13 protein-coding genes and 1 pseudogene are annotated in these 13,386 nt (G+C 68.5%); 6 read left to right on the forward strand and 8 right to left on the reverse strand.

The features are described from left to right. The 4 genes and pseudogenes from PO768_RS24690 to PO768_RS24705 form a co-directional block, all read right to left on the reverse strand. Window positions 1-343: pseudogene (locus PO768_RS24690) on the reverse strand (DUF1501 domain-containing protein); the annotation flags it as partial. Window positions 344-353: 10 nt separating this feature from the next. Next, the gene (locus PO768_RS24695; protein WP_272648155.1) at window positions 354-2,060 is read right to left on the reverse strand and encodes a DUF1800 domain-containing protein; all 1,707 of its coding nucleotides are present in this window, start codon (window positions 2,058-2,060) and stop codon (window positions 354-356) included. A 199-nt stretch (window positions 2,061-2,259) separates the two neighbouring features. Next, on the reverse strand, window positions 2,260-2,898 hold the full coding sequence (locus PO768_RS24700) for a CoA transferase subunit B (RefSeq protein WP_137941974.1): 639 nt from the start codon (window positions 2,896-2,898) through the stop codon (window positions 2,260-2,262). 2 nt (window positions 2,899-2,900) lie between these two features. Beyond that, window positions 2,901-3,608: a CoA transferase subunit A gene (locus PO768_RS24705; RefSeq protein WP_137941973.1), complete on the reverse strand. Its 708-nt coding sequence runs from the start codon at window positions 3,606-3,608 to the stop codon at window positions 2,901-2,903. Window positions 3,609-3,712: 104 nt separating this feature from the next. Between PO768_RS24705 and PO768_RS24710 the strand changes: the two genes are divergently transcribed. Together PO768_RS24710 and PO768_RS24715 are read left to right on the forward strand one after the other, a co-directional pair. Then, window positions 3,713-4,123, forward strand: coding sequence for a PaaI family thioesterase (locus tag PO768_RS24710; protein WP_269840308.1), 411 nt, complete (start codon window positions 3,713-3,715; stop codon window positions 4,121-4,123). Further along, a complete protein-coding gene (locus PO768_RS24715) occupies window positions 4,120-4,674 on the forward strand; it encodes a PAS and helix-turn-helix domain-containing protein (protein ID WP_137941972.1) in 555 nt (184 codons plus the stop codon). The genes PO768_RS24710 and PO768_RS24715 overlap by 4 nt, the downstream gene beginning before the upstream one ends. A gap of 16 nt (window positions 4,675-4,690) precedes the next feature. Here the strand turns inward: PO768_RS24715 and PO768_RS24720 are convergent, their stop codons facing one another. Beyond that, entirely contained in the window at window positions 4,691-5,914 is a 1,224-nt protein-coding gene (locus PO768_RS24720; RefSeq protein ID WP_272648156.1) for an erythromycin esterase family protein, read from the reverse strand. A gap of 470 nt (window positions 5,915-6,384) precedes the next feature. Between PO768_RS24720 and PO768_RS24725 the strand changes: the two genes are divergently transcribed. Then, complete coding sequence (locus PO768_RS24725; RefSeq protein ID WP_272648157.1) at window positions 6,385-7,107, forward strand: PEP-CTERM sorting domain-containing protein; 723 nt, start codon at window positions 6,385-6,387, stop codon at window positions 7,105-7,107. 31 nt (window positions 7,108-7,138) lie between these two features. Continuing rightward, window positions 7,139-10,252, forward strand: a complete 3,114-nt coding sequence (locus tag PO768_RS24730; RefSeq protein ID WP_272648158.1) for a S8 family serine peptidase — start codon at window positions 7,139-7,141, stop codon at window positions 10,250-10,252. A 49-nt stretch (window positions 10,253-10,301) separates the two neighbouring features. Here PO768_RS24730 and PO768_RS24735 read toward each other — a convergent pair whose 3' ends face one another. From PO768_RS24735 to PO768_RS24745, 3 genes are read right to left on the reverse strand one after another with little or no spacing between them, the layout of a single operon-like run. Next, complete coding sequence (locus tag PO768_RS24735) at window positions 10,302-10,733, reverse strand: DUF6691 family protein (protein ID WP_272648159.1); 432 nt, start codon at window positions 10,731-10,733, stop codon at window positions 10,302-10,304. Window positions 10,734-10,744: 11 nt separating this feature from the next. Further along, window positions 10,745-11,185: a YeeE/YedE family protein gene (locus PO768_RS24740; protein WP_272648160.1), complete on the reverse strand. Its 441-nt coding sequence runs from the start codon at window positions 11,183-11,185 to the stop codon at window positions 10,745-10,747. Then, window positions 11,182-11,511, reverse strand: coding sequence for an ArsR/SmtB family transcription factor (locus PO768_RS24745; protein WP_262970442.1), 330 nt, complete (start codon window positions 11,509-11,511; stop codon window positions 11,182-11,184). The genes PO768_RS24740 and PO768_RS24745 overlap by 4 nt, the downstream gene beginning before the upstream one ends. A 76-nt stretch (window positions 11,512-11,587) precedes the next feature. On the opposite strand from PO768_RS24745, the gene PO768_RS24750 reads away from it, so the two are divergent. After that, window positions 11,588-12,466 carry an MBL fold metallo-hydrolase gene (locus PO768_RS24750; RefSeq protein WP_272648161.1) on the forward strand — a complete coding sequence of 293 codons (879 nt, stop codon included), beginning with the start codon at window positions 11,588-11,590 and terminating at the stop codon, window positions 12,464-12,466. Window positions 12,467-12,533: 67 nt separating this feature from the next. After that, window positions 12,534-13,386 (forward strand): patatin-like phospholipase family protein (locus PO768_RS24755; RefSeq protein WP_272648162.1); only part of this gene is annotated, 853 nt, incomplete at its 3' end.

Below are 13,386 nucleotides of genomic sequence, written 5' to 3' on the forward strand. Positions count from 1 at the left end.
TCCGGCCCAGCTGCGGCGCCAGCGCCAGCTGGCGGCCATCGGCCAGCGGACTCAGCGCGGTGGCGGCGAGCTGATCGCGCGGCGTTGCGATCGCACCGCGCAGGCTCTGGTAGGCCTGATGGCTGGCCGGGTCGTAAGGCACGACGGTGTTGGCCTGGTCGTTGCCGCCATGCAGGAAGACACAGACCAGGGCCTTGTAGTCGCCCGGCGCGGTGGCGGCCGCCGCCTCGCCGATGCCGGCCAGACTCAGCGCCCAGGGCGCGGCGGCGCCGGCCACGCCCAGGGCCGAGGCGCGGCGCAGGAACTCGCGCCGCTGCAGTTGATGGATCTTGCTGTGATGCATAAGGGCCTGCCTACTTCTGGATCTGGTATTCGGGGCTGGCCATGACCAGCAGCACGGCGGCCTGCACCCGGTTGAGCTGGCGGGCCTCGGTGTCGACCTTCATCGTCGCCAGCGCGGTCGCGATGGTGGCCTTGGTCGCGGCGCTCAGACCGTCGCCGGCCAGGCGCAGCGCGACGCGCTCGACCAGGGCCGGTGCATCGGCCACCAGCGCCAGTTCCTCGGTATAGACCGGCTTGAGCTCGCCGATGCCGTTGGCCACGACACCCTGCATGAAATTCAGATAGCCGGCCACCGTGCTCTCGTTGCAGAGCTGGAACTCCGGCGCGGTGATGCCGTTGCTGCCCAGCTGCGAGTTCGGCGGCACATAGCCGGGGCGGAAGAAATTGAACACCGAGGGGCTGCGCAACGGGCTCTGGCCCAGCCGCGTGGCCGGGTTGGAGGTGTCGCCGACATTCCACAGATCGGTCGGCGAGCTCAGGCCGAAGCTGCGGCCCCACTGGATGAAGCGCTGCAGCGGCTCGCGCAGCCGGCCGCTGGACGGCGCGCTGCCGACCTTGCGGGCTTCCTCGTCCAGCAGCACGGCGGCGAGTACCGCCTTCATATCGCCGCGCTGGCCCGTGCCGTTGTTGTTGAACACGCCGGCCACCCGCCGCACATAGGCCGGGCTGGGGTGCGAGCAGACCAGGCGCTGGATCAGCTGGCGGCCGATGAAGGGGCCGACATTGGGATGGTTGGCCAGGGTGTCGAGCGCGATCTTCAGCGCCGTCGGCCCGTCGGCCGTGGCGGGAATGTCGACCTGGAGCACCCGCTTCGCGCCGCTCGCAAAGCGGCCGGCATTGTGGCTCATCGGCCGGCGCATGAAGCTCGGGTCGGTCTCGCTGCGGCCGTCGAAATCCCAGCCGGTGAAGACCCGCGCCAGCTCGGTGATATCGGCCAGCGTGTAGCTCTCCTTGGGCTGGCCGCCGGCGCCCAGCACTGGTGTGCCGTCGAGGTTGAGTTCGTGCAGGCCTATCGTGAACAGCTGCATCACCTCGCGCGCATAGTTCTCGTCCGGCGCGCTGCCCTTGCCGTCCTCCTTCTTGTTGCCGCGCATATTCAGGTAGACGCCCATGCCGCAGGACAGGGTCACGCCCTCCAGCAGATCGCGGAAGGAACCGAAGGCACGCTGCTCCAGCATGTCCACATAGGCGGCTGCGGCGAAGTTGCCCCAGGCCACCGGCAGCCCCGTCATCGAGACCACGAAGATCTCGCTGAGCGCCATCACGACACGCTGGCGCAGCGCGTCCGGCGAGGACAGCCATTTGCGCCACAGGCTGTTGTCGACACCGCTGAAACTGTATTTGTAGCTCTCGGCCCCATAGCCCTTGGCCAGCAACCAGTCGACGTGCGAGCTGCTGCCGCTGGCCCGGAACTGCTGCTCCAGCCAGGCGGCGTAGCCCCCCGACTTGACGCTGGCGATATCGGCCATGCTGGCGGCGAAGCCGGCCTGGGCGAGGAAGCGCGCCGCGGCGGCGTCGCTGATCGGCGCTTGAACCGGGGCCGGGGCCGGCGCCGGTACCGAGTCGGGCTGGGCCGTGGTGCCGCCGGCCTCACCACCGCCACCGCCACCACAGGCGCTCAAGGCCGTGGCGGCGCCCAGCAGACTCAGGCTTTGCTGGGGCGGCGCGATGCGCTGGGCAGGCGCTACGGGGGTGGACTCGGCAACAATCGTGCTCATGCGGGCTCTCGCTAGGATTCGAGGGCGCAATCTAAGGGAGCGACGGCTCCCGCCCGGTAACGAGCCTCCCGGCTTTGCAAGAGGGCGTAAGACCCGGGTCATAGTTCACGCTGGAGCCCGCATTGCACGCCCGAGACAGCCGCGGCGATGCATGAAAAAGGGCCGCGATCTGCGGCCCTGTAACGAAGCGAAACCCGGCTCAGCGCAGCGGCACGCCGGTCTTGCTCTGCACGAACTCGCGCGTCACGCCCTCGGCCAGCTCGACCAGCTTCAGGCCCTCGGGCGTCACATCCATCACGCCCAGGTCGGTGATGATGCGGTTGACCACGCCCACGCCGGTCAGCGGCAGTGTGCACTTGGGGATGATCTTCAGGTCCTCGCTGCCGTCCTTCTTCTTCGCGACATGCTCCATCAGCACAATCACGCGCTTGACGCCGGCCACCAGGTCCATCGCGCCGCCCATGCCCTTGACCATCTTGCCGGGGATCATCCAGTTGGCCAGATCGCCGTGCTCGCTGACCTGCATCGCGCCGAGGATGGACAGATTGATCTTGCCGCCGCGGATCATCGCGAAGCTGTCATGGCTGCCGAAGATCGACGAGCCCTTGATCGTCGTGACGGTCTGCTTGCCGGCATTGATCAGGTCGGCGTCGACCTCGTCCTCGGTCGGGAAGGGGCCGATGCCCAGCATGCCGTTCTCGCTCTGCAGCCAGACTTCCTTGTCCGCCGGCACGAAATTGGCCACAAGCGTCGGAATGCCTATGCCCAGGTTCACATAGAAGCCGTCTTCGAGTTCCTGCGCCGCGCGGGCCGCCATTTGGTCTTGTGTCCAGGCCATGATCAGGCTCCCTTCTTCTCGGACAGAGTGCGCTTCTCGATGCGCTTCTCGGGGTTGGCGTTGACGACGATGCGGTGCACATAGATGCCCGGCAGATGCACCTCGTCCGGATCGATCGCGCCGGTCTCGACCAACTGCTCGACCTCGACCACGGTGATCTTGCCGGCCATCGCAGCGGCCGGGTTGAAGTTGCGCGCGGTGCGGCGGAACACCAGATTGCCGCTCTTGTCGGCCTTGTAGGCCTTGACCAGGGACACATCCGGGTTCAGCGCATGCTCCATCACATAGGTCTGGCCGTCGAACTCGCGCAGCTCCTTGCCCTCGGCGACGATGGTGCCGACGCCGGTGCGGGTGAAGAAGGCCGGGATGCCGGCACCGCCGGCGCGCAGCTTCTCGGCCAGCGTGCCTTGTGGCGTGAACTCCAGCTCCAGCTCGCCCGCCAGGTACTGGCGCTCGAACTCCTTGTTCTCGCCGACATAGCTGGAGATCATTTTCTTGATCTGGCGCGTCTCGAGCAGCTGGCCAAGGCCGAAGCCATCGACGCCGGCGTTGTTGGAAATCACAGTCAGATTCTTGACCGCGCTGTCGCGCAGCGCCGCGATCAGGGCCTCGGGAATGCCGCACAGGCCGAAGCCGCCCACCGCCAGCAACTGGCCGTCGGCGACGATGCCCTGCAGCGCCTGGGCGGCGCTTGGGTAGAGTTTGTTCATCGGATTTGTCTCCGTGTGTAGCTATCGAACGGCGCTCAGCGTACTACTTAATGCAATACGTAGGCGGTACGTAGAATCGCCTAAACCACCGAGAGACATCCCGCATGAAGCTCAGCGCCAGCGATCTGCAAGCCGCCATTCCCACGATTTTCGCCCCCTGGATCAGCGCCATGGAGCTGCAGGTGCAGGAGGCCGCGCCGGGCGCGGTGCGCCTGCTGATGCCGGTCAAGCGCGAGTATGTGCATGTGGGCGGCGTGATGTGCGGCCAGGCCGCAATGGCGGCGGCCGATACCGCGATGGTGCTGGCGATGATGGCCGAGCTCGGCGAGTTCAGGCCCATGACCACGGTGCAGCTGAACACCAGCTTTCTGCGCCCGATCTCGGCGGACCATTGCCTGATCAGCGCCAAGGTGCTGCGCAGCGGCAAGAGCCTGGCCTTCGGCACGATAGACATTGCCAACCCCGACGGCCGCCTCGCCGTGCAGGCCACCACCACCTACGCGCTGCTCGGATGAGCGTGGACTATCGCACCGCCTTCGAGATGGCGCCGATCGGCCTGATCCTGTCGGAGCGCCGCCAGATCCTGGACTGCAACCACCGCGTGCTCGCGATCTTCGGTGCGCAGCGCGAGCAGCTCGTCGGCCACAGCTTCGAGCTGCTCTACCCCAGCCCGGCCGAGTTCGAGCGCACCGGCGCGCGCATCGTCGCCAGCCTGGACGCCACCGGCTTCTATGCCGACGACCGGGTGATGCGCCGGGTCGCCGGCCCCGAGGGCGGCCAGCTGTTCTGGTGCCATGTCTCGGGCCGCGCGCTGGACCCCAAGGACCCGCATGCCAAGGGCATCTGGAGCTTCGAGGATCTGTCGGCGCACCGCCAGATCAAGGCCGACCTGACCGCCCGCGAACGCGAGATCGCGGCGCTGCTGATCGAGGGCCTGACCAGCAAGCTGATCGGCCGGCGCCTGGGCATCAGCCCGCGCACCGTCGATGTCTACCGCGCCCGGCTGATGAAGAAGTACGAGGCCGCGACCACGCCGGAGCTGGTGCACAAGCTGCTCGTGGCCTGAACCCTTGGCGCGCTCCTCAGCGCTCCATCGTCACCGGGCGCAGCTCGCGGATATAGAACACGCCGTCCCAGTGCCGACCCAGGCCCGCGCCGCCGCCGGTGGGCAGGCCATAGCCGAACTCCATGGAGCGCGAGGGCAGGCCGGCAAGATCGGCGCGCATCGGTCGCGGCGCGTCCAGGAAGATGAACTCGGCCGGGTTCTGCGCCAGCGCCGTCTCCAGGCTGCGCGGATAGGCCGGCGGCACCGGCTGGACCTGGCCCGAGGCGAATTCGAGGAAGGACCCCTGCAGCGCCGTCGTGTTCAGCACGTAGTAGTCGCGACCCAGCTTCTCGCCGAGGATGTCGCCCGCAAAGCGGTGCTGGGCATCCAGCTTGACGCCCCGGCCCAGATGGATGATGTGGCCCCAGATCACCGCCTTCTTGCCCGGGTAGAGCTGCTGCAGCTGCCACAGCACGTTGTCGGCCATCGCATGGTCGCGCTGGTAGTCGCCACGCCACAGGGTCGCGGCCTGGGCCTGCAGGCCGGCCAGGCTGCGGCACAGCAGGCCGTCCTCGCCACCGCGCTTGCCGGCGCAGAGACGGCCGCGCAGCCGCTCGGCCAGCGCGTCGAAACGCTGCTGCTCGGCGGCCGGCGGCGCGCGCCGCTCGAGCGTGAACAGCACGGCCGCCAGACGCTCGAACAGCGGCCAGTCGGCCTCGGCGCTGCGCAGACGCGCCTTCAAACGCGGCAGCAGCTCGCGCTGGCTCAGCTCGCCGCTGAGCTGGCTGTCTATGCCCGACAGCAGCAGCGGGCGTGGCCCGGCCTGGTGCTCGTCCAGATAGCGCAGCAGGCCACGGCCGGCATCGCTCTTCGAGTACATATAGAACACCTTGCCGGGCGCCAGCGCCTCGAGCTTCTCGCCGCGCCGCATGGCCTCTTGCAGCAGCGCGATATCGAACACCCCGCTCTCCAGCAGCAGCACCTCGAAGCCCTGGTGCTCATGCAGATAGCGCAGCAGGCGCAGCCGCAGCTCGAACTCCTCGCGCCCGCCATGGGTCTGCTCACCCAGCGCCACCACCCGCGCCTGTCCGACGGCCGCGCCGAAAGCCTGCAGCTGCGCATCACTGATCTCGGCCGCCGTGGCCGCCGGCATCGCCTGGGCATGGCGGCCGACCCAGCTCATCGCCGCGTCGCCAAAGGCCGGCGCCGCCGCCATCGCCGCCAGCAGCGCGGCCGCCAGCCACTGTCTTCGTCCCCTCATCGCCCGTCCCCTCGTCTGGATAGCCGGCCAGCTTAGAGGGCCTGGGTTTAAGAGCGCATTAACGCGGCGCAGCCGCCGCCGCGTTGCCAGGGCCGCACAACCGACCTGGGACATTCCCTAGGAGCAGACCCGGTCCGGCGGCGGTCAAAACCTCGATTTATCGGCCTGTTTTCACTGTGAAGAAAGTCACGGCCGGGCCCTATTGCGCGCACTGACAAGCCCTGACCCCCCCCCCATGAATGTGGGGGAGCCCGGCGATGTGCGACGCGCGGTGCGCGGCTTATCGTCGGGCCTCGCGGCATGGTGAGCGGCGGCTCCCGGGCCGCAGCAGGGCAGGCAGCGCAAGTTCCGACGACAAGGTCCGCATGGGCAGTACGGGGACCGATCTGAACCGGCGAACGCTTGGTCACGGTGCCACACACATTGCCATTTGTCCTTCACGGATTCGCGCCCTCACAGGAGCTTGCCTCATGAAACCCATCAAGAAGATTGCCGCGCTGCTCGCCGCAGCCGCCGCCCTCAGCCTGCCTACCGGCGCAATGGCTGGTTTCGTCTGGAATGAGACCGCCCCGGGCGCCGGCGACCTGCTGGGCACGGCCCAGACCACTTATGACAGCGGCTTCAACACGCTGAGCGGTATCGGCGGCGCGCTGACCGCCAGCGTGCCGGTCGGCGGCGGCCCACGCCACCAGGTCGATCTCTACAAGATCCGCATCAGCGATGCCGCCAGCTTCTCGGCCAAGACCCAGGACACCGGCTTCGACACCGCGCTCTACCTCTTCGACGCCGCAGGCCTGGGCGTCTACATGAACGACGATATGCCCGACTTCTCCGGCCTGACCTCGCTGCTGCCCAGCGGCGATGCCAGCTCACCGATCAGCGACGGCATCTACTACCTGGCCGTCGCCATCGGTGGCTTCGTCGCCGATGGCGCCAACGGCAGCCCCTCCTTCCTGGCCGGCGGCTTCAACGATGTGCTGGGCGGCGACGCCGGCGCCGGCATGCTGGCGGGCTGGACCGGCTTTGACAGCGGCAGCGAGCTCCCGTTGAGCTACTTCATCGAGCTGACCGGCGCCACCAATGCCGAGCTGCCCGAGCCCGGCACGATAGGCCTGGTGCTGGCCGCCGGCCTGGGGCTGTGGGCCTCCTCGCGCCGGCGCGCCCCGCGCACGCCCCTGAACGCCGCCGCCTGACGCCACCTGCTTCTGCAACAAGGAGAACTCCATGTTCAGTCCCCGTACCGCAAGACACGCCCTGCTGAGCGCCGCCGCGATGGCGGCCTTGGGCGCTGCCTTCGCCCAGACCCCCTTGCCCAACACGGCGGCAGCGCTCGCGCTGCCCAGCCCGCAAACCCAGCAGCGCAACTCCCTGCTGCGCCAGCAGACCGGCACCGTGCAGGTGGCCGTGCGCCTGACCGATGCACCGCTGGCCCAGGCGCTGGCGATGAATGCGAAGAAGACCGGCGGCGGCATGACGCTGGCGCAACGCCAGGCCTATATGGCCAGCCTGAAGAGCAAGCAGGACGCCTTGATGGGCCAGATCCAGGCCCTGGGCGGCAAGGAACTGGGCCGCCTGGGCAAGGCCTACAACGCCGTGGTGATCTCGGCAGACGCCGCCAAGCTGCCGCAGATCGCGCGCCTGCCCGGCGTCTCGGCGCTGCGTCCGGTGGTCGATCACCAGAAGGCCCTGAGCAGCACCGTGCCCTATGTCGGCGCCAAGGTGCTGCAGGACCTGGGCCTGAGCGGCCAGGGCGTCAAGATCGCGGTGCTGGACTCCGGCATCGACTACACCCACCGCAATCTCGGTGGCTCGGGCCTGATCTCGGACTTCAATGCCGCGGCCGCTGCCGCCGCCGGCATGGCACCGGCCGCCCTGTTCCCCAGCGCCAAGGTGATCGGCGGCTATGACTTTGTCGGCGAGACCTGGCCCAATGGCCCGCAGCTCGCCGATCCGAACCCGATCGACGCCGGCGTCGGCTCCGGCCACGGCACCCATGTGGCCGATATCGCCGCCGGCGCCAGCCTGGACGGTCTGCACAAGGGCATGGCGCCCGGCGCCTCGCTGTATGCGGTCAAGGTCTGCAGCAGCGTCTCCACCAGCTGCAACGGCCTGGCGATCCTGCAAGGCATCGAATGGGCGATGGACCCGAACGGCGATCTGGACTTCTCCGACGCCGCCGACATCCTCAACCTCTCGCTGGGCGCCAGCTACGGCCAGCGCGAGAACCCCTCGACCGAGGCGATCAGCAATGCCGTGCGCTTCGGCATCGTCGCCGCGATCTCGGCCGGCAACTCGGCGGACCGCCCCTTCATCGTCGGCTCGCCATCGAACGCGCCCGAGGCCATCAGCGTGGCGCAGACCAGCATGGCCAATGCCGGCGCCATCCCGCTGGTCGTGACCGCGCCGGCCGGCATTGCCGGCGTCTATTCGAACACCGCGACGCTGGACTGGGCACCGATAGGCGCCGGTTTCGGCGGCACGCTGCGGCGTGCCGGCCCGAACGGCTCGGCCAACGCGCTGGCCTGCGAGATGGCGACGACCATCGATTTCACCGGCACCGTGGCCCTGATTGATCGCGGCGTCTGCTCGATCAGCATCAAGGTGGCGAACGCGGCGAACCGCGGCGCGATCGGTGTGGTGATCGCCAACAATGCGGCCGGCGACGCGCCCACCTTCAGCTTCGGTGGCGGTGCACCGATGGTGCCCAGCCTGGTCGTCACCCAGGCCATCGGCAATGTGCTGAAGTCGGTGCCGACCGACACGGCACAGGTCAGCGTCAGCCCTGCCAACAGCATCCCGCTGGCCGGCAGCATGACCGCGACCTCCTCGCGCGGCCCGTCCTACAACTTTGCCGCGATCAAGCCCGAGATCGGCGCGCCCGGCGCCTCGGTCTCGGCGGTCAACGGCAGCGGCAACGGCACCGAAAGCTTCGGTGGCACCTCGGGCGCAGCGCCGGTGGTTGCCGGCGCGGCCGCACTGCTGCTGCAGAAGTTCCCGAATGCGGCGCCGCCCGAGATCAAGGCGCGGCTGATGAATGCGGCCAACCAGACGGTCTATACCAACCCGGCCACCCAGCCCGGCGTGCTCGCACCGATCTCGCGCATCGGCGCCGGTGAGCTGCGCGTCAATGCCTCGGCCGCGCTGACCACCGGCCTCTGGGACGCCAGCAACAGCTACAGCCCGGCCCTGTCCTTCGGCAGCCCGCGCGCCACCGGCGTGACGACCTTGAGCAAGAAGGTCGCGGTGCGCAACTACAGCGCCACGCCGCGCACCTACACCATCACCCGCAGCTTCCGCTATGCCGACGATGCGGCCAGCGGCGCGGTGGTGCTGAATGCGCCGGCCTCGATCGCGGTGCCGGCCAATGGCACGGCGGCCTTCACGCTGAGCCTGGTGCTGGATGCCTCCAAGCTGCCTGCATGGAACCTCGGTTCGGCCGCCAACCAGGGCAACGGCGCGCTGCTGCAGGGCGTCGAGTTCGACGGCTACATCACCGTGGCCGACGGCACCGACGGGGCCAGCGTGCCCTGGCATGTGCTGCCGCGCAAGAGCGCCAATGTGGTCGCCGCGACCAATGTGGCGCTGGGCGGTGCGGCCGCAGGCAATCTGCCGATCAGCAATGTCGGCGGCGCGGTCTCTGGCCCGCTGGAGATCTTCTCGCTGACCGGCAGCAGCCCGCAGATCAGCGGCCAGCAGCCAGCCTATGGCGGTGGCCAGGCCATCGTGGATCTGCGCGCAGCCGGCGTGCGGGCGGTGGATGTGGGCGGACTCGGCCTGCAGTTCGGCATCTCGACCTATGGCGAGCGTGCGCACCCGGCCTATCCGGCCGAGTTCAACGTCTATGTCGATGCCAACAACGATGGCATCTTCGACGCTGTGGTCTACAACGCCGAGAACGGCACCTTCGCCAGCAGCGGCCAGACCATCGTCTGGGTGCAGAAGCTCAATCCGGACGGATCGAACAATGGCGGGGCGGTGGCACGCTTCTTCGCCGGTGCCGATCTGATGTCGGGCACTATGATCATGACCGTGCTGGCCAGCGATCTGGGGGTGACAGACCCGAACCAGCAGATCAGATTCTCGGTCTTCGCCTTCGACAACTACTTCACTGGCAGCCAGACCGATGCCATCACCAATATGGTTTACACGCCGGCCACGCCGCGCTTTGCCAGCGGCATCGGCAACTCGCTGGGCGTGCCGGTCGGCTTCAATGGCACGCTGCCGGTGAACCACAACCCGGCCGGCGCTGCCGCCTCGCCGTCGCAGACCGGCTTGCTGCTCTTGAATGGTCTGGCCAAGACCGGTCGTGAGGCCGATCTGGTCCTGATCAACCCCTGAGCAACGCCGCTCCCGTGAAAGCCACCGCTGCGGCGGTGGCTTTTTTTCGTCAGGTGCGGCGCTGGCCCATGCGCTCGAGCACCTCGAACAAGCCCATGCCCGCCAGCATGGCCGCGACAAAGATCAGCGCCTGGCCCTCCCCCATGCCCAGCGCCACCAGGGCCGGGCCCGGGCAGAAGCCGGCCAGTCCCCAGCCGGCGCCAAAGGCCAGGCTGCCCAGCACCAGGCGGCGGTCGATATCGCGCGCGGTCGGCAGCCGCATGGCCTCGCCCAACCAGGACAGGCTGCGCGAGCCGGCCAGGCGGAAGGCGATCAGCCCCACCGCAATGGCCCCGGCCATCACCAGGGCCAGCGAGGGATCCCAGGCCCCGGCCAGATCGAGAAAGGCGATCACCTTGGCCGGATCGGCCATGCCCGAGATGATCAGGCCCAGGCCGAACACCAGGCCCGCCAAGGCGGCACTCAAGACAATAAGCAGCATCGCAACTCTCCTCAGCCCGCCAGCAGATGGCGCAGCACGAACACGGTGATAAAGCCGGCGGTCATAAAGGCCAGGGTCGCGACCAGCGAGCGCGGCGACAGCCTGGAAAGGCCGCAGACGCCGTGGCCGCTGGTGCAGCCGGCACCGTAGCGCGTGCCGACGCCCACCAGCAGGCCGGCCGCCATCAAGGTCCCGGTGCCGGCTTCGATGCGCGGCACCGGCAGCGGCGCGAACAGGCCGTAGACCCACGATGCCCCCATCAGGCCCAGCAGAAAAGCGACGCGCCAGGCCACGTCGCGCCGTGCTGGCCGCAGCAGCCCGCCGAGGATGCCGCTGATGCCGGCGATGCGCCCGTTCAGCAACAGCAGCAAGGCGGCCGCCAGGCCAATCAGCGCGCCGCCGGCCAGGGCCGCGCCGGGGGTGAATTGCGTCCAGGCAATCGTGAGAGTCATCGGGCATCTCCTTCGGGACAGTAGAGTCGGTAGAGCGTGGCCAGGATCTGCAGCAGGCTGGGATCGGCCACGCGGTAATAGATGTTCTTGCCCTCGCGGCGGGTCTCGACCACGCCCTCGTTGCGCAGCACGCCCAGCTGCTGCGACAACGTCGGCTGGCGTATGCCCAGGCTGAGCTCCAGATCGCTGACGCAGGCCTCGCCCTGCGAGAGCTGGCACAGCAGCAGCAGCCGGTCCTCGTTGGCCAGCAGTTTCAGCGCCGCCACCGCGCGGCCGGCCGCGGCGCGGAGCTGATCCACATCCAGGCTCAAGACTTCGCTCTTCATCGCAGGGTCCTTTCCTTTCGATTGACAACAATATACATAAAAATATAATGTAATTCAATAGATCGAAAGGACTCTCATGAGCAGCCAGCCGCAGATCCAGGCCTTCTTCGACCCGCAGACCTGGACCGTCTCCTATCTCGTGTCCGATCCGCTCAGCCGGCGCGCCGCCGTGATCGATCCGGTGCTGGACTTCGACTTCAAGTCCGGCCGCACCAGCACCGGCTCGGCCGACAAGCTGCTGGCTTGTGTGCGCGATCAGGGCCTGACGGTGGACTGGATCCTGGAAACCCATGCCCATGCCGACCATCTGTCGGGCGCGCGCTATCTGCAGAGCCAGGTCGGTGGCCGCATCGCGATCGGCGAGAACATCCGCCAGGTCCAGGCCACATTCAAGAAGCTCTACAACCTGGAGCGCAGCTTCCTGCCCGACGGCAGCCAGTTCGACCACTTGTTCAAGGACGGCGAGAGTTTTCGCATTGGCACGCTCGAGGTCACTGCCCTGCTGGTGCCGGGCCACACGCCGGCCGATATGGCCTATCTGATCGGCGATGCGGTCTTTGTCGGCGACACCTTGTTCATGCCCGATGTCGGCAGCGCCCGCGCCGACTTCCCCGGCGGCGATGCGCGCCAGCTCTATCGCTCGATGCGGCGCATCCTGGACCTGCCGCCCGCAACCCGCGTCTTTGTCTGCCACGACTACCCGCCCGAGGGCCGCGCCCCGCAGTGGCAGACCACGGTGGCGGCGCAGCGCGCCGGCAATATCCATATGCGTGACGGCATCGATGAGGACAGCTTTGTCGCGATGCGCCGCGCACGCGACGCGACACTGGAAGTGCCGACGCTGATACTGCCCTCGATCCAGGTCAATGTGCGGGCCGGCCAGCTGCCGCCGGCCGAGGACAACGGTGTGTCCTATCTGCGCATCCCGCTGAACGCGCTGCCCGCGAGGCCGTGAAACGAGCTTAGGGATGCGCGCCGCCGCCGGCGGTGCAACACTGGGCCACTCGTGAGAGGTGGACGCTATGAGCGAGACGATTGCGGACCTGGTCAGGCAGCGGCGCCAGGCGCTGTATGGCGCCAAGCGTCCACCCGGCGGCGAGGGGCTGTGGGGCTTGGCGCTGTCGGGCGGCGGCATCCGCAGCGCCACCTTCAGCCTGGGCCTGGTCAAGGCCTTAGCACGCGGCGGCGCGCTGCTGCGCTTTGANCTGTGGGGCTTGGCGCTGTCGGGCGGCGGCATCCGCAGCGCCACCTTCAGCCTGGGCCTGGTCAAGGCCTTAGCACGCGGCGGCGCGCTGCTGCGCTTTGACCTGATGTCCACCGTCTCCGGCGGCGGCTATCTGGGCGCGGCGGTGGGCAAGCTGTTCCACCAGGCGCAAAGCCCCGAAGAGGTGGTCGAGACCGCCAATGCGCTGGCCAGCGTCGACAAGCGCTGGCTGGCCTGGTGGCTGCGCGCCAACGGCCGCTACCTGATCCCGCGCGGCCTGCGCGACGCGATCTTTGCGGTCTCGCTGTATCTGCGTAATCTGGTCGCCGTGCATATCGAGATGGGCGTGCTGGGCCTGCTGCTGGGCTGCCTGCTGGCGCTGTGCAATATCTGGGTCTGGCCCTGGCTGCGCGCGGCCCTGCCCGAGGACGCGCTGGCGCGCAGCACGGTCTATGGCGTGCTGGCCTGGCTGCCCACCGTCTGGCTGCTGCTCTTGCCGCAGCTCTTCATCGCCAGCCTGCTGGCCTGCAGCTACTGGCTGCTGCGGGCGCGCCCGCGCGGCACCTGGCCCCAGGCCACGCACTACCTGCTGCCGCTGCTCTGGCTGGGCCTGGCCGCGGCGCTGTGGCGGCTGCGGCCGCAGGGCGCGGCCAGCGACTGGCCGGCCGCGC

The organism is Paucibacter sp. XJ19-41, from assembly GCF_028462495.1.
GTDB lineage: Bacteria > Pseudomonadota > Gammaproteobacteria > Burkholderiales > Burkholderiaceae_C > Roseateles_E.